This window comes from Halorussus litoreus (genome assembly GCF_003382685.1).
Lineage (GTDB): Archaea > Halobacteriota > Halobacteria > Halobacteriales > Haladaptataceae > Halorussus > Halorussus litoreus.
In genome coordinates this window covers 1-17,583 of sequence record NZ_QLVG01000002.1, presented here as the reverse complement: position 1 = coordinate 17,583, position 17,583 = coordinate 1, and the positions used below count along the sequence as shown (strand labels likewise).

23 protein-coding genes are annotated in these 17,583 nt (G+C 57.7%); 17 read left to right on the top strand and 6 right to left on the bottom strand.

What is annotated here, in order from left to right; translation table 11 throughout:
• Window positions 1–31: 31 nt before the first annotated feature.
• The 3 genes from DPQ64_RS09780 to DPQ64_RS09770 all read right to left on the bottom strand — a co-directional run bounded on the left by DPQ64_RS09780 (window position 32) and on the right by DPQ64_RS09770 (window position 1,934).
• Window positions 32–391 (bottom strand): hypothetical protein, encoded by a 360-nt coding sequence (locus DPQ64_RS09780; RefSeq protein ID WP_115864171.1) that lies wholly within the window; start codon window positions 389–391, stop codon window positions 32–34.
• A gap of 45 nt (window positions 392–436) precedes the next feature.
• Window positions 437–892 carry a hypothetical protein gene (locus DPQ64_RS09775; RefSeq protein WP_115864170.1) on the bottom strand — a complete coding sequence of 152 codons (456 nt, stop codon included), beginning with the start codon at window positions 890–892 and terminating at the stop codon, window positions 437–439.
• A gap of 139 nt (window positions 893–1,031) precedes the next feature.
• Window positions 1,032–1,934 (bottom strand): hypothetical protein, encoded by a 903-nt coding sequence (locus DPQ64_RS09770; RefSeq protein ID WP_232820540.1) that lies wholly within the window; start codon window positions 1,932–1,934, stop codon window positions 1,032–1,034.
• 209 nt (window positions 1,935–2,143) lie between these two features.
• Between DPQ64_RS09770 and DPQ64_RS09765 the strand changes: the two genes are divergently transcribed.
• The 3 genes from DPQ64_RS09765 to DPQ64_RS09755 are packed head-to-tail and all read left to right on the top strand — an operon-like array spanning window position 2,144 to window position 5,931.
• Entirely contained in the window at window positions 2,144–2,371 is a 228-nt protein-coding gene (locus DPQ64_RS09765) for a hypothetical protein (protein ID WP_115864280.1), read from the top strand.
• Entirely contained in the window at window positions 2,364–5,072 is a 2,709-nt protein-coding gene (locus tag DPQ64_RS09760) for an ATP-binding protein (protein ID WP_115864168.1), read from the top strand. The genes DPQ64_RS09765 and DPQ64_RS09760 overlap by 8 nt, the downstream gene beginning before the upstream one ends.
• On the top strand, window positions 5,023–5,931 hold the full coding sequence (locus DPQ64_RS09755) for a transcription initiation factor IIB (RefSeq protein ID WP_232820539.1): 909 nt from the start codon (window positions 5,023–5,025) through the stop codon (window positions 5,929–5,931). Before DPQ64_RS09760 ends, DPQ64_RS09755 begins: the two co-directional genes overlap by 50 nt.
• Before the next feature lie 634 nt (window positions 5,932–6,565).
• Here the strand turns inward: DPQ64_RS09755 and DPQ64_RS19220 are convergent.
• On the bottom strand, window positions 6,566–6,739 hold the full coding sequence (locus DPQ64_RS19220; protein WP_168216306.1) for a hypothetical protein: 174 nt from the start codon (window positions 6,737–6,739) through the stop codon (window positions 6,566–6,568).
• 458 nt (window positions 6,740–7,197) lie between these two features.
• Between DPQ64_RS19220 and DPQ64_RS19550 the strand changes: the two genes are divergently transcribed.
• The 9 genes from DPQ64_RS19550 to DPQ64_RS09700 all read left to right on the top strand — a co-directional run bounded on the left by DPQ64_RS19550 (window position 7,198) and on the right by DPQ64_RS09700 (window position 12,915).
• Entirely contained in the window at window positions 7,198–7,350 is a 153-nt protein-coding gene (locus DPQ64_RS19550) for a phage terminase large subunit family protein (RefSeq protein WP_230892484.1), read from the top strand.
• Between the two features lie 54 nt (window positions 7,351–7,404).
• Window positions 7,405–7,815, top strand: a complete 411-nt coding sequence (locus DPQ64_RS09740; RefSeq protein ID WP_115864164.1) for a TRAM domain-containing protein — start codon at window positions 7,405–7,407, stop codon at window positions 7,813–7,815.
• 1,199 nt (window positions 7,816–9,014) lie between these two features.
• Entirely contained in the window at window positions 9,015–9,902 is an 888-nt protein-coding gene (locus DPQ64_RS09730; protein ID WP_115864279.1) for a biosurfactant protein 1, read from the top strand.
• Window positions 9,903–10,043: 141 nt separating this feature from the next.
• A complete protein-coding gene (locus tag DPQ64_RS19895) occupies window positions 10,044–10,232 on the top strand; it encodes a hypothetical protein (RefSeq protein WP_115864163.1) in 189 nt (62 codons plus the stop codon).
• 106 nt (window positions 10,233–10,338) lie between these two features.
• Complete coding sequence (locus DPQ64_RS09720) at window positions 10,339–10,719, top strand: hypothetical protein (protein WP_115864162.1); 381 nt, start codon at window positions 10,339–10,341, stop codon at window positions 10,717–10,719.
• 68 nt (window positions 10,720–10,787) lie between these two features.
• On the top strand, window positions 10,788–11,450 hold the full coding sequence (locus tag DPQ64_RS09715; RefSeq protein ID WP_115864161.1) for a DUF6735 family protein: 663 nt from the start codon (window positions 10,788–10,790) through the stop codon (window positions 11,448–11,450).
• A gap of 75 nt (window positions 11,451–11,525) precedes the next feature.
• Complete coding sequence (locus tag DPQ64_RS09710) at window positions 11,526–11,948, top strand: hypothetical protein (protein ID WP_115864160.1); 423 nt, start codon at window positions 11,526–11,528, stop codon at window positions 11,946–11,948.
• A gap of 106 nt (window positions 11,949–12,054) precedes the next feature.
• A complete protein-coding gene (locus DPQ64_RS09705; RefSeq protein ID WP_115864278.1) occupies window positions 12,055–12,546 on the top strand; it encodes a hypothetical protein in 492 nt (163 codons plus the stop codon).
• Between the two features lie 3 nt (window positions 12,547–12,549).
• Window positions 12,550–12,915: a DUF7568 family protein gene (locus DPQ64_RS09700; RefSeq protein ID WP_115864159.1), complete on the top strand. Its 366-nt coding sequence runs from the start codon at window positions 12,550–12,552 to the stop codon at window positions 12,913–12,915.
• Window positions 12,916–13,129: 214 nt separating this feature from the next.
• On the opposite strand, the gene DPQ64_RS09695 is transcribed toward DPQ64_RS09700, so the two are convergent.
• Window positions 13,130–13,789 carry a methyltransferase domain-containing protein gene (locus tag DPQ64_RS09695; RefSeq protein WP_115864158.1) on the bottom strand — a complete coding sequence of 220 codons (660 nt, stop codon included), beginning with the start codon at window positions 13,787–13,789 and terminating at the stop codon, window positions 13,130–13,132.
• Window positions 13,790–14,124: 335 nt separating this feature from the next.
• On the opposite strand from DPQ64_RS09695, the gene DPQ64_RS09690 reads away from it, so the two are divergent.
• Window positions 14,125–14,520: a DUF7567 family protein gene (locus DPQ64_RS09690; RefSeq protein WP_115864157.1), complete on the top strand. Its 396-nt coding sequence runs from the start codon at window positions 14,125–14,127 to the stop codon at window positions 14,518–14,520.
• An 86-nt stretch (window positions 14,521–14,606) separates the two neighbouring features.
• On the opposite strand, the gene DPQ64_RS09685 is transcribed toward DPQ64_RS09690, so the two are convergent.
• The gene (locus DPQ64_RS09685; RefSeq protein WP_115864277.1) at window positions 14,607–15,287 is read right to left on the bottom strand and encodes a class I SAM-dependent methyltransferase; all 681 of its coding nucleotides are present in this window, start codon (window positions 15,285–15,287) and stop codon (window positions 14,607–14,609) included.
• A gap of 301 nt (window positions 15,288–15,588) precedes the next feature.
• On the opposite strand from DPQ64_RS09685, the gene DPQ64_RS09680 reads away from it, so the two are divergent.
• The 4 genes from DPQ64_RS09680 to DPQ64_RS09665 all read left to right on the top strand — a co-directional run.
• Entirely contained in the window at window positions 15,589–16,254 is a 666-nt protein-coding gene (locus DPQ64_RS09680; protein WP_115864156.1) for a helix-turn-helix domain-containing protein, read from the top strand.
• Between the two features lie 2 nt (window positions 16,255–16,256).
• A complete protein-coding gene (locus DPQ64_RS09675) occupies window positions 16,257–16,949 on the top strand; it encodes a nucleotidyltransferase family protein (RefSeq protein ID WP_115864155.1) in 693 nt (230 codons plus the stop codon).
• A gap of 131 nt (window positions 16,950–17,080) precedes the next feature.
• Entirely contained in the window at window positions 17,081–17,302 is a 222-nt protein-coding gene (locus tag DPQ64_RS09670; protein ID WP_115864154.1) for a hypothetical protein, read from the top strand.
• A gap of 55 nt (window positions 17,303–17,357) precedes the next feature.
• Window positions 17,358–17,583, top strand: a 226-nt coding sequence (locus tag DPQ64_RS09665) for a hypothetical protein (protein WP_115864153.1), incomplete at its 3' end; no start/stop codon positions are given.

Here is a 17,583-nt window from a genome sequence, read left to right as displayed (position 1 = left end):
TCAAGGGTTCCGGGATTTCCGGAACATCGTGTCACGGGCGAGAACTCGTCACACCGGGATTTTGCCAGTCGTCGGCTTCGTGTTCACTCCAGGGGATGAGGTATACTCCGTTGTCAGCGCGACTTTGACAGTCCAACTCATCCATCAAGTTATTCCAGCGTTCTTCGATCGTATTGCCGGACTGCTCGAGGAGTGACTTATCGAGTTCGTCGATCAGCTGCTTTTGGAGTTTCTGGTGTCGTTCGCTTCCGTACTCGCCAAAGACATCCTCATATCCTTCCCCTCGGAGTAGTCGAACGAGTGTCGTGATACGGAGGGCCCGGTCCTCGCTTATGTCAAACTCCTCTTCTAGTCGCAAACACATCCTGCCAGCCCAATCAGATGCGCCCATACTCCCCCTCTTGTCGTCAGTATAATAGATGTCCGTGGGCCCAGACTAGAAGCAGTCAGGACATTCCCATACATACTCTCGACTCCTGCGCCGGTCGATTTTTGGCATTTGAATAGACTCACAGAGGCCGCAGGTCTTGAATTCAGACTCAGGAATTAGTTCTATGAGCTCCTCCTTCCAGATCCGAATTTCAGCCGTCTTGATGTTGTTTCGTTCGTTCTCTACTGTGGAACTGTTCCTGTTGAATTCCCACTCTCGATTTTCGTTACGGCGCCATTCAGCCAATATTCGGAGAACCTCGTCTTGTTCGTCCACGCCATCAAGATCCTCCTGGCAATCCTCCACGACATCGCGCCGAATTTTCGGTTCCACCTTGTCCCAAACCGCGGGTGTGCTTCCATCTCCTTCGTGCCGCTCTTCCTGGCGTTTTTGCTCCTCTTCCAGCTCCTCGATTCTGACATCAAGAGACTCTCGTATCGGGGTGAGATCGGGGATGCTCATACAAAATACCACGACTGGAACGTCATAATATTCTGGTGCTGTACCGCTTCTGTCTGGTTTAAACAGGTGTTGCGGACCGACTGATTCTATCGTGTTCCGCTATTCACGATCAGCGATTCAGCTCGAATTGACACTATTCTCAGGGAATCAGGTGTCGTTTGACTTCTCTGGAACAATGGTTGCAGAGTGCCGCTGGTATCGGGAGCGTATCTGGGGAGAATTGCCGGGTGTCGCCTGAACGGGCTTCATGACCACAGACGGTCGTCCCAGTTTCATTCCGTACGAGGTGGTACTTCGCCTTCCCAGATTGGCGGAGCGAGAACGCAGATTCGTCTTCTGTGGGATAATCGTCGTCTACAATATCTTCGACCGTTGCCGAGGTAATCCAGTATCTGCTGAGATCCGTCCACCAGGTGTTCGAGCATCGAATTTGCTGGCGGAAGAGCTGCCGGTAATCAACCGTGAACCGTTGCGAATCCTGCTGAATGAGGTCATCGGTGTGGAACTCGAGTGTCCGTGGGGATCGCTCTCCCCTGTTTGATTCAGGCTCCAACTCGATGGTCCACTCCGTTTTGACGTACGCCCCACCGGTGTATTCGACAGTGTCTGCGCTTACAGACTTGGTACGGTCACGAAGCCAACGAACGGTCGGTGGACGGAGCTTCTCAGTAAGTTGCTCTGAGAAGATGTCGTGTAGCAGTTCATCCGTGACGAGTGCGTCTTGGAGGGCGGTTCCGAGCTCTCGAGGTGCTGTCTGGTTCGTATAGTTCTCTGCCTGTGCGATGAGTGTCTCTCGAGCTTCGGCAATCCCATCGACGGTCAACCAGAATCCGTACGGTTCGTGACCATCGGTGAGCACTTCGCCATCGGTGAGCCGAACCAGCATCGGCCGGATATGGTCAGGTGCCGGGAACAGATGTAACTGGTATTGGTCGGTGACCGGGACTACTGGATAGGGGAACTCTTCTCTAGAGGGTACTCCCCCCTCGTTACGGGGTATGGAGAAGCCCCTCAGGTCTGCTACCGGGACGTGCCTTGGCATACACTCCGGGATACGATTCCAGTACGTCCCATATCGGTGGTCGCGAGGACCGCGATTAATTTGCATTGTGAGTAGACCGATTACCCCCAGTCACTTAGTATTCAGGGGGTAGTGGGGGGAGGGGCTATAGAAGAACTACCATACTACAAATCGGGAACTTAGACTAAGTAAAGGTTATAACATTCCCGCTAGGTGATGTGACTATCCAGATGACTCAGAAGACAATTGGACAGAACACCGGCCAATCGGGCCGGGTGAATCTGTCGGGACCCGAACTCGACCAATTCGATGCGGAGGTTGGGGACACTATCAAGGTCGATGTCGCGGAGTCGAAGGGGATCGCCAAGGCGATCATCGAGAACAGCACGGAGTGTGAATTCGTAATCGTATCCAAACCAGAAGCTGATTCCTCACCCACGGAGGAAATCGATGAGTAATGAGTACCCTTCTCTCTTCGAAAGCTGTCAGCCACGAGACGACGTCTTAGACGGCTCGCTCCAAGAGGAACAGTTCGCTGCGAAACTCTCGACTGTCGTCCACAACCCTGAGAAGGCAGCACCAGTCTATCGAGACCCCGACTCGTTCTACGATATGACCTATCCCACGGAGGGTCTCCGCACGCTGCTCTCCAATCTCACGGGGCGTTTCTTGGCGACCACAAAGTACGACCCCGGCTCGTATACTTCGAGCATTCTCTGTCTCGACACACGGTTCGGTGGTGGGAAAACGCACGACCTCATCGCCTCTTACCATCTTGCTGAGAACCCCGTAGATATTGACGACCTCTCACACTACCTGCTGGACGGCGACGAGGAGCTTGCGGCCGACTATCAAGATGCGGTGGCAGAGGGCCTCGATATTGCGACGGGGGTCTTCATCGGAACGAAGGCTGATAGCAAGGATGCCCGCCATACCGACGACGATCCGGATGCTCCGAATACCCGGACGATGTGGGGTGAACTCGCGTACCAGCTCTATGGGCTCGATGGCTACGAGTACCTCAAGGACTACGACCAAGACCGGGACGCCCCCGGTGAGGGGACGCTCTCGAAACTCTTCGCTCAGCACGACCAGCCGGCCCTCATTCTGATCGACGAAATCGCCGACTACATGAACAAAGCCGCGGGCACGCCTGTCGGCGACAAGACGCTCGCCGATCAGACGCTTTCGTTCGTGATGGCGCTCCTCGAAGCGGCTGCCGAATCGGAGCACGTCACGGTCGTCTACTCTATCGCGGATACGGCCTTTGGTGAGCAGGCTGACCGGGTTCGTGATGGCGTCCGTGACCATATCGAGGAGGTCAATGAGATTGGCCGGCGGCAGCACAAGACGGTCACGCCGACCGACGAAAACGAGATCGGACAAGTCCTTCAGCACCGACTCTTCTCGGAAGTTCCAGAAAACGCCGCGCACGAAGCCGCCGACTCATACTTCCAATTCTATGACCAGGAAGACCGGCAGTATCCACAGGAAGCCACCGACGCTGGCTACGTGGATGTCCTCGCTCGCGAATACCCCTTCCATCCCTCCTTAATCGACGCTCTCACGGACAAGATCGATACGATCCCTCGATTCCAACGCACTCGTGACGCCCTCCGCTTGCTTGCTCGAGCCGTCTACTACCTCTGGAATCACCAGCCCGACAGTTACGACCGCCACTGGATTCGGATCTACGACCTCACAGTCGCTGATGACGATCCTGGCGGCGGGATTCAGACGATCCTTCGTGAGCGCCTATTCGACTTCGTCGATCTCGGCCCCGCAGTGACCGCCGACATCTACGACGACGATGGTACCGCGCACGCCCAGCTTGAGGATCGGAAATGGACCGAAAACGGTCTCCCGCCCCTCGGAACCCATCTGACAACGACAGTTCTCTGGCACAGCCTCGCATACGGTGAACAGGCCGCCGGCCTAACTCACGCCGATCTGAACCTCGCCATCGGTCATCCCAATCTGAACTTCGACGACTACGATGCCGCACTATCCGCACTCCGGGGCGACGATATGGACGTCGCGTGTTACTTCCTCTACGAGGAAGAGCGCCTCCGATTCAAGCAAGAACCAAATCTGATCCGGATCATCGACCAGCGGATCGAGTCTACCCCCGAAGCGAGCGCTCATTCGCGTTTCCAGAACCGTCTCACCTCGAAGGAAATCGGCGATGGTGGCTTCCAGCCGGTGGAGTTCCCTGAATCGCCAGCGGACTTACCGGATACCCCGGATACGCCGAAGCTCGCGGTGATGCATCCGGACACCGCTGCTGTCGAAGACGGCGGCGATACGCCGCCAAATCGTGTGACTCAGCTCTACGAGCAGCAAGCCGCAAAACACGAGGGAGAGACTGAGACGCGAATCTACAAGAACTACGCTCTGTTCCTCGCCCCTGACGCTGATCGAATGGATGCGGCAATCGACGAGGCTCGGCGTCTCGAGGCTATAGAGGCCCTGCTTGATAGCCCCGAACAGAAAGCCGACCTCTCCTCGGAACAAATCGAGGAGCTTCGAGAACGGAGCGACGAGGCACAGCTGATGCTCGGAGAGCTCGTTCGGAACGTCTACCGGCACCTCTACTACCCTGACCGGGACGGGCTTACCCACATCACCATCGGTGCGACCGAATCCAACGGCGGGACGACACTGGTCGACGCTGTCCAGACAACGCTCGAGGATAAGATCGTGAAACGCGACGCCGGCGCTCGTGGGTCCGCTCACGTCCAACAGAAACTCTGGCAGCAGACCCAGGACGCTATGTCCACCGAAGCGCTGGTCAACCAATACGCGAAGAAGCCGGGGCTGGACTACCTCTTCAGCACAAAACCGATTCGAGAGACTGTCTCCTCCCTCGTTAGTGACCACGGGTACGCATACTGGGATGGCGAGTCTGGGACAGCGTACTGGGTCGGGACAGCGGAGCCTGAAACGTGGCCGCATCCGGAACCGTTCGCGAAATCTCCCGATGTCGAGACCTCGATTCGGGACAGCGATGTCCAAATCGGGAGTGCATTCGTCGTTTATCGAGATATCGACGCGCTCGTCGACGACCACCTCGACGAAATCGACCGGCCAGAACAGACGGTTGCTACCTGTGCCGAGTGTGGGGCGGAGGTTGAAAACCCAGAAGGAAGCGAACCCTAACCAATGTCCCGAGTGCGACGGCCGGGTCACCACCAACGCAGTCGAAACCATCTGCGAGGAGTGTGGGCTCGTCATCGACGAGGAGCGGATCGACCACGGGCCAGAGTGGCGAGCGTTCGACGACGAGCGTGAACGAACTGGCGCTCCGTTGACGGCGGCACGACACGATCGAGGGTTGTCGACGGAGATCGGCCGCGGGACCGATGCGAACGGGAACGAACTCTCAGGACGGAAGCGACGGCGGCTCGCTCGGATGCGGCGTGAACAGACCCGTGGGCGGTTTCAGTCGAAAGCCGAGCGCAATCTCGCGCACGGTCTGGGTGAGGTTCGCCGGATCGTGAGCGCACTTGAGCTGTCCGAGATGATTCGTGACCAGGCCTGCCAGCTCTTCCGGAGCGCCCAGAACGAGGACCTCCTGCAGGGCCGGTCGATCGAAGCGATGGCCACCGCGAGCGTCTACGGCGCCTGTCGGTGCGACGGACTCTCGCGAACCCTCGAGGACGTCACCGACCCGGCGCGCGTCGAGCAATCGCGAGTGACGAACGCGTACAAGACGCTGAATACGGAGCTTGGCCTTCCTGCCCAGCCCGTGACGCCCAGTGCGTTCGTTCCACGGTTGGCGTCGGAGCTCGACGTCTCCGATCAGATCCGGCAGCGGGCTCGGCAGCTGGCGGAAGCATCCGAATCGACCGGGGCAACCACGGGGGTTCAGCCGTCCGGGTTCGCTGCAGCCTGTCTGTACAAAGCCGGACGCGAAGACGGGCGGTGGCTCACCCAGTCGGACATCGCTGAAGTAGCGAACGTCTCAGCGGTCACCGTTCGGACCCACCGCGACACACTGGACGAACTGGCTGTCTAACGCCTCTACTGTTGATTTTCAGTTGTCTGTAGAGGCTGTCATAGAACGCTTTCAGCGAAGTTGATTTCATCTATCTCTACGGTGAACACGCCGATAAGCAAGCCTGCGTACCGAGCGTCAATCACTGGGAGACGAAGATGGTGCTTCGTTATTAGTAGTGTCTGGAGACTCGTGTGCGAGCGCCACTCCAGCATACACGCCACCGGTCCAGATACTCCCTAAGAGGGCCACTATCGACAGGTCATCCGGGAGGAGCGGGCTAATTGGCGTGAGAAGCATTATTATCGGGGCAAGCACGCTGAGGAGAGTGTACCAGAATTTCGAGTGAGGACCAGACCATTTGAATCGATACTGGGGATATGCAAGAAACCCGTACGCTGCGATTGATGACGTAACTGCGATACTACCCCCAATCCACCAATCTCCACGCCGTATACCGAATAGATAGCCAAGCACGCCACCTATTCCGAGACCGATTAACGCCGAGGACCAAGACTTCATACCGGAAACCACGGCTGGCTGGATGATAAGTTGTTTCTCTGTACTTACCGAAGCTACGCACCACATCGAGGCGAATTCTTACCAGCAAATCCTGAGTGAAACAGCCGCTCCGTAGGTGTGCGAATGTATCGAGTCAGTTGCCCAGGAGAGCATCGTATCCGCCTTTGTAGCTCAGGTAGTACGAGACCACTACGAGGAGTACGAGGACGAACAGCTGTCCGAATATATCGGGTGGCGAAATAATCGCTGAGAGCGGAAACGCGGCGAGGAAGCTGATAATAAAGCGAACGTGTGGGGAGTCAAGCATATTTCGACCGAATACCCAGCGTAGTAAATAGGTTTTCCATATGAAACGATGCGTGTTCCACCTGTACTTACCGTTTGTCGGGGTAGTCATAGACGGTGTGTGTGCCGTTTGATGACGCTCGCTGCCGAGGAGCACGATCAGTTACTCGGAAATCCGGTGGTGCCCGATCTCGTCTGATCCACAGTCAGGACATTGATCTGCGTCTGGTGGGAGCTTCGTTCCGCAGTGGCGGCACTCAACGACGACCTCCGGCTCGTCACCGGGGAGTAGCTGAGCGAGTACCGCACGGACACTCATGAGTATCCGATATTCCGGCAGCAGTGAGTTAATGGTACTGGTGCGGGATTTTCTCCGGAAATCCGGGGGTGTACAACCAGTAAACCCGCCAAAGGCTTATCTTCCAACCGGAGTGAACTCCACGTGGAAGGACCTGTCACACGCTCCTTTCACCCCTAGGCATGCCTACCGATGACTCGTCGCTTGGTCAGTGTCCGGACTGTGGCGACCCGATTACCTCTGCGTGGCTGCTTGTTGAATACAATAAAGACGACGGGACTGACGGCGTTTGGGCAGAGTGTCCATCGTGTGGGGACGTCGTCGCGCCGGAGTAGCCAGACCGCAGCCTCAAGTGGGCTTCACTGCGTATCTCGATCAGAACACGAGTAATGGAGATTCCCACCCAACTGCGGTGTCTATTCGCTGGCGCTGTCGAACAGCAAGACGGGACGTATCTCATTAAGATTCCCGAGCGCGAGATAGACCGTGGCGAGCTGCAGCAGGGCGACACGTACCGCGTGGCTGTTCTCGGAGCAGCAGCCACCGACGACGCTGCCGAGACTCCCACCGACTCACAGCGCGGGCAGACGCCGAGCACGCCACCGGTTGCCGAAGGCGAGCAGCGTACCGTCGAAATCGAAGATATTGGCGATCAAGGAGACGGCATCACGCGTGTCGAGCGTGGCTTCGTCGTCATTGTCCCTGATACCGAGCGCGGCGAGCGTGTCACCGTCGAAATCACCGACGTCACTGAGAACGTTGCCTTTGCCGAGATCACCGAGCGCGAAAATCACGACTAACAATTCCCGGGTCTGATATCTGTCTGAGCGAGTGCTGGCCCGTGAGCTCGTCCTAGTAGACGATTGGTGTGGTGCAGCCACACACTCAGTGACACTTTCGGGGAGAGGGCGTTCCATATACAGTAACTACTAGTAGACTCGGAGAGAACGATATCAGTCGTATCACTGGCTCTTATTGGTGAAATCCTGGAGGTATAGTGTGCCGACGATTAACTTCTAGTGCGCTTCTCTTCACCAGTGTGTCCGGTGCAATAGCCGCTCAGTAGGTGGCGCATTTTGTATACTCACACTTAAAGAAGACAGTACAAGCTACACAAAGATAGGGCTACTCGGAGCGGAACGCTGTCACCCGTTCTACGGTAGCCGTACACTTTTTATGCGGTAGTACGTAGACTAATTCAGTATGTCACGGTCAAAGCTCATCGCAGGTGTCGCTATTGTTGCTATCATTAGTATTCTTCTCCGTCGTCGTGGAGATGGAGCAGCGGAATCCGATAACTGATTCAACTGTACTTACCGAAGCTACGCATCACATCGAGACGGATTCTTACCAGCCTATTTGGAGTGAAACAGCCGCTTAGTCGGTGTGCACAATAACCGGAAAGCCAGTCGGCCAGTGTATGTAACACAGATGGTTTTTTAGCCGCAGTAACCACAGTTCGGGATATGCGTCGTGCCCTCCGGTACGCTGTGTCACTACTTGTTGGACTGTTAGTTACGGCGTCCGTCGCAGAATTCGCTGCGACAGATCACTTGCTTACAATCTCACTATTACCGCTCTATGTGGCTGTGAGTTCAATGATGATAGCACATCGCCGAACGTTTATTTCTCTCTCTCGTGAGGCCGCCCCGGCAAGGAAGCGTGGAGCTATTGTTGGCGGTGTTAGTGCGTTCACCGGCGGATTCCTCCTACAGAGCTCGATCCCGGCAGGTGCCGCTGGGTTTGGGTTGATGTTTCTCGGCATGGCGACTACCGTTGCTGACTTCGACGACTTATAAGAAGTTGTGTAGGTTGATTCGGTCGCTGTACCGAACGATCTGTGGGTCGCCTGTACTTACCGACCTGCGTCAGAATATGTTATCCGTTGAGGATTTCAATAGAGCCGAACCGCTCTATGACACCCCCTGTCTGTAGGCTAATTAATGTGAGAGCTATTGTTTAAACCCGAAGACGAAGCATGATACGGCCAGAATACTCTATGACCAATCAGTACGCCGACTACGAAGCCCTCCGACCGCTCGGTGAAGCGACCCACGTTCCCGACGACCAACTCGCCAGTAGTAGTGGCCAGCCCCGGCGCCAACGCTCTGGTGGCGTCGACACGGACTATCCAGACGGCCCCACAGCAGATGAGAGCGAGTGCGCTTCCTGTGGAGCGTCAATCCCCACCGACCAGTCGAAGTGCCGGTTCTGTCTCACGAATCATCTCGAAGGAGCCGATGATCAGGACACATCGACTGCCGAAACGACTCACCGCCACGTCATCCAGCTGCTCGTTGAGGCGTCGACGTTCTACGGCGCCGTCGGGAAGGGATCTGCTGCGGCCACCCTCCTCGCGAAGGGAGATGATGACCCAGTAGTCGATGACTGCAAGCTAATCTACGATCTCGACGAGGAACCGGCCCCACAGCTTGTTGATCAGTGGACCTCGTTCCCCTCGGCAACACGGATCACGTCTGAATGTGGTAATCAGCTGCTCGCGGCTGCTCGTGAGCGGACGGCGTGGACCGAGACGACGCAGTCCCGTCACGACGGCGAGCACGCGACGTTTCTCTACGACGAAACCGGGAGCGCGGTTCGCACCGAAGAGGGTCTTGGAAGCCTTCGTGAGAACGCAGACAACGACCTCTGGCTGGTGCCAGCGATTGCGCTCCAGGAATCCGTTGACAAGACCGATACCGAACAGCCACGACGCGAGCGCCCGAACAGAACTCACCTCGAGTGCCGGGAGTGCGGTCGGGAGACGAAGCATCGATTCCGCGAACTCGAGGCTGTCCCCGATGACGAGTGGACCGGACAGCCCTTGTGGGAGTGTCAGCGGTGCGGGACACCTCGCTATGGGCCCGAACCCGAAGCCAGTCAGTAGAGACGGTGGCCGTTTAACCAACGAATCCTGATGTCGATTCGTTCTGTTGGTTAACTGGAGGCCCGTTCGTGATTACCCCCGGACTGCCCTGCTGACAGCTCGCCGGTGTTTTTCGCGCCGCAAATTGGCGGAGGCGCACACATGGACCCACGAGACACCCCCGGCTATCGACTCCACCGCGCGCTCAGCAGCCTCACCAGTATCGACGTCGACCAATTGGAGCCCGCTGATCGAGAGCGAATTAGCACAGCGACGACGCTCCTTGAGCAGGTGGATGTTCTCACCCAACCGAATACAACGGGGGACGGTGACGTCAACAAAGAATCCTGACAGCTCGACGCGTCGGCGGTGCAGTGTCCTGTGGCCGTTACAGCGTGAGCGGTTGTTCGCCCCCTGAAGGGGTGCGGGGGCGCGAGACCGCTCCCGAGAACAACCCATGGCAACACTCCAAGCCGCAACGACATCGACCGGCGCGCTCGTATCGGATCCACAGGCAGCCCGCCAGCTCTGTGAGAACCACTGCTTCGGGACGCTCAACTGGGAAGTGGACGACGACGGCGAACTCGTTATCTGGGGCTACGATAGCTTCGAAGTGTACGAGGCCCGTGAGAACGGTCTTCCTGACTACGACGGTGGCATCGTCACCCACGAGTTCCTCCGGTCGCTCGCAGAATATCTCGAACCGGACGAAGAATTCGACATCCAGACAGCCGGATTTACCAAATGCCGATTTCCCGTGCTGGCGAAACGGTACGTCGTCCGCGACGGTGAGGTGCTGTACGCGGACCTCAGTTCCCCTGACCCGATCGACGAGTAGCGTTGTTCGTCCCCCGGGAGGGGTGCGGGGCGATCCAGTCGTGGGTCGTCCTGCGAGGTGATTGTTCAATGGGCCACCGCGCACTCGTTGCGTACGAACGAACTGACGGACAGTACACGCTCCACTACTCTCATTGGGGTGCAGCGAATCTCAAGCTCAAGCACCGAATCTCGGCTGAGTCGCCGTTCGGTGGCGAGGACACCGACTCCAAGTGGGCGAAACAGCTGCTGGCGGAACTGGCCGATGGCCTCGAGGCAGATGCCGTCGACGGGTACCTCGCCGGCGAAGACCGACCGTCGACGGTCGTCGAGCCGAAGCCTCGCGTCACCGGGCTCACGCTCGAGGAGATCATCGCTAACCATCTCGACTACCTCCATCACGAGGCGTTCTACGTGGTGTCACCCACCTTCGAGGTGGCCGCCTACCGGACGCTGTGGTTCGGCCTGCAGTACGACTCCGAGACAATCGACCACGGCGAGACGGTCGGGAACGGCGCGCTCGCGACCGTTCGGTGGCACGATGGCGAGCCGGTCGGCGACGGCCATCTGAAGGGGCAGTTCCGGGCACTGAAAGACGTCGTTGTCGATATGGTCAACAAGGGTGTGTTCACCCAGTCGACTGCTCGCCAGTACCTCAAGCAGAAGCTCGGCGAGTGGGTCGGGAAACGCCAGGAACTGCGTATCCCGGGCGGTGAAGCACCGTCTCCGGACGCGACACTCAGCCGCTCGTAGGCCGATTTGCGTCGAAGCAGATGGTGGTTTTTCTGGGGCAAAAAGGACTGAGCCCCACCGTAGGCTCGTGATTGGATGCCCGAGAAACCAGACGACGACCCATTCCACGATTGCGAGTTAGATCCCGACGCAGTCCTCGGGACACGCACCTTCCACGATGTCCTGTTCACCAACGATACCGAGACGCCGGTAAACGTGCTAACCGGCGAGACGCCCGCACATTCGCAGGCGACCGTCGAGGAAGCGAAGGCGTTCGCTGCGAGTATCGACACGGACACACCACAAATCGCGCTCCCGGCCTCTGTCGAGACGCAGGTCGAGACCCAGAGCAAGCCCTACACCTCAGCTGCGTTCTTCCACTTCAAGGCGACGGGGTCACTCGAACGACACTGTGCCTACCACGCCGCGTACGACTCGGATGCGTTCACCGTCGACTTCGAGGCCGACTACGCGTCGGGCGATCTAACCATCACAGTCGACCGAGCGAACGAGTCCTAAGAATCGACCGCTAGATCAGGTTTTTCGAGCGCCGGCGATGGGTGCCGGCGCAGCAGGAGTGAGCGAGCAATCATTCCCGGTGCGTCGGCGCTTCGAGGTGTTCGAGATGCACATGGTGATTTACGCTCTGGTAGAAGAATCGACCCACGACGACGCACTGGCCACCGGAAAGACGGTGTTCGACCGCCTGGTCGGCGCGGACCCACATGCCAGCGCCGTCTTCGACTACCACGTGACGTTCGATGAGGAGGACACGTCCGTTGCGGGGAAGGCGCGATGGGGTGAGTTACCGACTGCAGCCCCCGTCGACTCCGATGACGGCCAAGACCTGCTTGAGCGTGGCTGGGAGGCGACGAAAGAGGAGTTCAAGCGGAATCTCGAACGGGTGAGGGAGGCACTTGACGAACTTTCCGATGAGGAGATCATGCGCGACGAAGATCTCGCTCGGCACGCCTTCCATCAGGTCGGTGCGTACGACGGCCCGACTATCTTCCTGTACACCGAACACGGAACCGGCATTCGCCACCGTGGACAGCTGGATCGACTCCTCGAGGAGAGTGAGGAACTCTGGATCGTACCCGCTGACGTCCACTTCTAACAGATGCCTCGAATCACAAACTGGCGGCGTGAGAGCCGTACACCGACGCTTGCGTACCGGAATACCGAGGCCGGGGCGAGAGCCGTCCTGTATCGGGCACCGGACTCCTACCGGTACAAATGGCGTGGAGCAATCCTCGTTGACGGCTATCCTGTCTGGTCGCGGGGCTTCGAGACGAAGGAGACCACCACGTTCCGGGATATACTTCGGGACAAGCCGACTCCCGAACTGACCTGTCCCGAGTGTCCGAACGACGACGTTGTCGTTGGGCAGAAGTCAGCAGACGGGGCGAAGGTACAGCGATGGTACGACTGCCCCGATTGTGGATACGAAGCCCCCTCACGCATCGTGTACGGCGCCGAACGATGAGAATGGGTCTTATTTAGACGCTTGAGAGAGCATTCTGTTCCGGTGAACTGACCAACAACAAAGCCAAAACCGAGCAGTGCGGTACGCTCCGAGCAGAACGTGGTTTGGTCAGTTCCGTGAACTCGTGCTGAAAGAAGCCGTGAGAAATATCGAGCTTGCCTGCTAACTTCGGTCAATTTACTGCACTGGCCGATTCATCGTTCACCTGGGTTAATTATGGCGAAGCGGCGAAGGATTCGTGGGTTTGTATATTTTCGTCAGGAACACGTGCGACGGTCGTGATAGCTCTCGGACTTCGAGATGAAGCTTGCTGGATGTAGTGGTGGAAGTCAACAAACCCTGCCTCGGTGAACATATAGTCGGCTTCGTCCTTGTCATAGAACAGCATAATGGCGTCGGCAGCGCGTTGAAGGATTGGGTTGGAGGGGTAATCTGGACCGACAATGAGTATTTGACCGCCTGGTTTGGCAACACGACGAATCTCTTTGAGACCCTGAATTGGGTTTGGCCAGTATTCGATAGATCCGGAAGACCAGACAATATCGAAGGTGTTGTCCGTGAAGGGGAGGCGTTCGGCGTCACCCATATGGAAGGTTACCTGACCTTGCTTGCCGAACTTCTCAAAAGCGTTCTCCATCTGATGGATGCTCTGGTCGAGAGCATGAACATTGTCAGCGTATTCTAATAATCCTGCAGTTCCGAATCCAGTCCCGCATCCCACGTCAAGAACTCTATCATTGGCGCCAAACTCCAGCCATTCCAACGCTTCCGACCGCATCTCTTCAGTCCAATTTATCCGGTTGACTTGGTCGTATACCTTTGAAAGGTACTTGTAAAAGAACTGAGCGTTAGATTTGTCTTCAAGAATCCCCATTTCGGCCAAGTTGTATCGGCCGTCTAATAACAATACTGATTCGGCGAGTTGTGTTTCAGCCGTAAGCGTACCCCGGATTTCAGTTTGTCTTGCTCTCTGTACACTGCGTATGTAGGCTGTAACGTGGACAACGATAAGTCCGAGCGTCCCGAGGGTACGAACTACCTCGAACACTCACAGATTAACTGACCGCGTGGTTCGTAACGTCTCTGGCGAAAGAAACCCCCAGTCTCGTCCCGCGTCTAAACAAGGCCCTGAGGATGGACGCGTACCTGCGGTGAAGTCTGTTTTCGGGCCGAGAAGGGTGGCCCGTCCCGATCAGGCCAGATCCACAGATGAGTCTGGAAGTCATTGACCGTTACAGTGAGGCACTGATCGAGTTCCTCTGGTGTCCGGTCTGCGGGCACGAGGTGTTCAGCCACATCCCGTTCGAGGGGGTGTTCTGCAAGCACTGTAACACGCAGGTGGAACTCCAAGAATCCCGAGAGACACGTGGTTACGAGGAAGCCGTCCTCGCCTGCTTCGACACGGACTCGACCTGGAACCTCCACGTCGACGAGAAACTGCGTCGCGACCTGCCGGATGGATCGGCGCGGGTGAAGGTCTTCGGCGCGCCAGGCGCCTACGAGGTCGACTGGTGGAGTCCAGAACCCGACGACGACTGGAAGCCGGTTGGGCGGGGCGAGTTCGACGACGTCGACGAGCCTGCAGACGTTTCCCACCTCGCGTAGGGAGACAGAGTGTCACTGAACAGTTCCGGTTCCAGTGGTGTCCGACTCCACCTTCCGGTACATGTTGAATAAGCAATTAGCGGCCATCAACGGGGGACCGTACCGCTCATAATGTAGTAGTCGTGGTGGGGTTCCCGACCCCAGAGTGTCGCATCCATCAGCGGTTCATGCGTAATGTCGGCAAATCCCTGGTCGGCAAGCACGTCGCGCAGTTCGTCTGGGGGTCGGCCATCGTACATCGGGAGGTCGTCGTGCATCTGCTCGTACTCATCCCACGGCTCGTCGTGGTCCCAGTAGCCCTCAATCAGGAGAATCCGGCCACCGGGCTCAACGACACGTTGCCACTCCTGTAGTGCCGCAGTGGGACGAGGGAGCGTCCAGACGAGGTGGCGCGCAGTGACCAGGTCGACCGTATCGTCTGGCAGGGCGAGAGCCTCGGCATCCCCTCGCTGGAACGTGACCGAGTAGTCTGTCCGTCGGGCTTTCGCTCGGGCACGTTCGAGCATCTCTGGCGCGAAGTCGACCCCTATGACAGCATGGCCAAGCTCTGCCAATAATATCGAGACAACGCCCGTCCCACAGCCGACATCGAGGACGTCAAGAGAATCGTCGCCGGTCCACTCGCGCAATACTGTGAGCCAGCGGTCGTGTTGTTCGTCGGAATGGATTCCATGTTGGCTCTCGTCGTCGAACGTCGCTGCCCGGCCATTCCAGTGCTGTTGGACGAGTTCCTTGACGGTCTTATCGCCTTGATTTGGCTGTGCCATGAACGGAATCCTCCAATCATGTACGCTACCGCTCTGGTTCATCATAACCCCACGGGTTCGATCGATATGCCCGCTCTTGCTACCAGTCGAATCACCGACTGTCGGCGGAAACCCAATTCTCGGGGATAGTTCGACGACACCCTCATGGGGCAGGCAGTCACGGTGGTTGTTTGTCGCCCCCCGAGGGGTGCGGGGGTGTTCGAACGAACTTCCGCGACCCGACCTATGAGTGGAATCAGCAACCCACACTCACACGAAGAGTAAATCTTTTGGTTGTTGCACAGAATTGTGTATCTATAGGATGTACGAAGCGTGTGGCGAGAAGGAATTCAAGGTCCTCCTCGCGCTCGATACAGGGGACTCCATCTCGGGCGTCGCGCGGAAGATCGACGAAAACCGGGAGACGATCCGTCGCGTCGTGAACCGCATCGAGGAGGCCGGGTACGTCGCGTACGATGACGGCCTCCAGCTCGTCGATCAGACGCTCCGTGATGTCGGTCTCGAGTTCTTGGCCGTGGCAGCAGACACCTCGACACCATCGATCCCGGAGGCGTACGTCCTCCCACAGTTCGCTGGCATGGACTACGCATTCACCGCTATCGATGCCGTCTACGTCTGGACACGCGGTGGCTACCAGGTCGCCCGCGACCCGGAGGACTATCCGCTGTTCATCGCTGTTCGCGAGCAGGACGTCGACGGCTGGACAGCGTTCTTCGACCGATTCGGGATTCCGGTCGCACAGGAACGACAACCGGCCGACGACCTCGATGGTGCGATACAGGTTGTTCTCGAGCCGCGGTCACAGATCGAGGCCGAGATGGTCGACGGCCGGCCCGTCATCTCGCTCCAAGAGACCGTGGCGTTCGCAAACGAGTACTACGCGACCTTCGAGTCGGCACTCGACATGCTCGGCCGAATGTACGACGACGTCGACACTGATGCGACCTACCGCATGGAGCCAGCCTAAGTATGAGCCAGGAAGACCGAAGTGAGGCACTCATCGAAGTACTCGAAGAACTAGAGCAGTCAGAAATTGGGTTCGTCCTCGTTGGCGGATACGCGATTAGTCAGTTCGAACCACGGTTCTCGACCGATCTCGATCTCGTCATCGCACCGGACGACTACGACGAAGTCGTTGCATTTCTCGAATCACGCGACTTCGAACGAACGGCAGAGCTCGAAGTGCCAGCAGAGGAAACCATCTACAACCGGGAAATCGAATGCTTCGAGCGAACCGAGGGACTACCCCACCCGGTCGGCGTGGACATCCTTGTGAACGGCCTCGGCTGCCGACAGACCGAAGCGGAGTGGTCGTTCGACTATCTGCGCACGCACAGTTCCCCGACGACGATTTCAGGCGGTACTCGGTCAACGACTGCACGAGCAGCTGCCGGCGAGGTCCTCGTCGCCGCGAAACTCCACAGTGGCCGGAAAACAGATCTCGCAGATGTCCTTGCTGCGATTCCCTCGATCGATTTAGATCGAGTCGAGACACATCTGCATCGCGGAGATGCTGATGCCCTTCGTCAACAGCTCAGTGACGCACACGCGTTCATCGAAGAGGGTGGGCTCGATCACCGGTTCAAGAGTCTGTTCGGCCAATCATCGGCCTCGGCCGAGGATATCGAGACGCTTCTCGAATTCCTCGATCAACAGCAGTAGTGGGGCAATCCTCACCGCGAGTCCTGCATCGGACAGTGTCTGTCCGTGTCTGTCGCTGAGAAGGTACGCGAAACGGAGAGCGAACTGGCGCTGTTTTTTCGTCGCCGAAGCAGGGGCGGAGGCGACAGTCAGTGAGCAACTCGTCAGAGCAATCCACGGTATCGAGCGGCCTATCACCAGAGCAGCGTCTTGAACCCCCAAACACGCGACTTCTCAACGCCGGTATCGTGACGATCAACGACATGGAGACGCTGCGGGCCTGCGTCGCCTACGAGAACGCCCACCAGCAGCGTGTCCAGATCCTTCGCCGACTCGAACATCGCGCCACCGAGCTCCGCTCTCAAGAAGACTGAGACGACGCTCGGGGGCAGTTTTTCGGAGCCTCCAGTGGGTGGAGGCTCAATTCACATGAGCAATCGACCAGAAATCGAAATTCAACAGCAGACCGCCTTCGGAGACGATGGCAAGCTCGAAGTGACTGAAACGAGCGTCGAAACCTCGCTCGAAGACTTCGGTGCGGACGTGGACCACCGCGACCGTGATTCACGGCTCGATCGGCCCGAGGCGAGTGAGTTCGGCGTCGACGACCGTCCGGAGGTAGAACAATCGTCCGAGAGTGATCAGTCGAACCTCT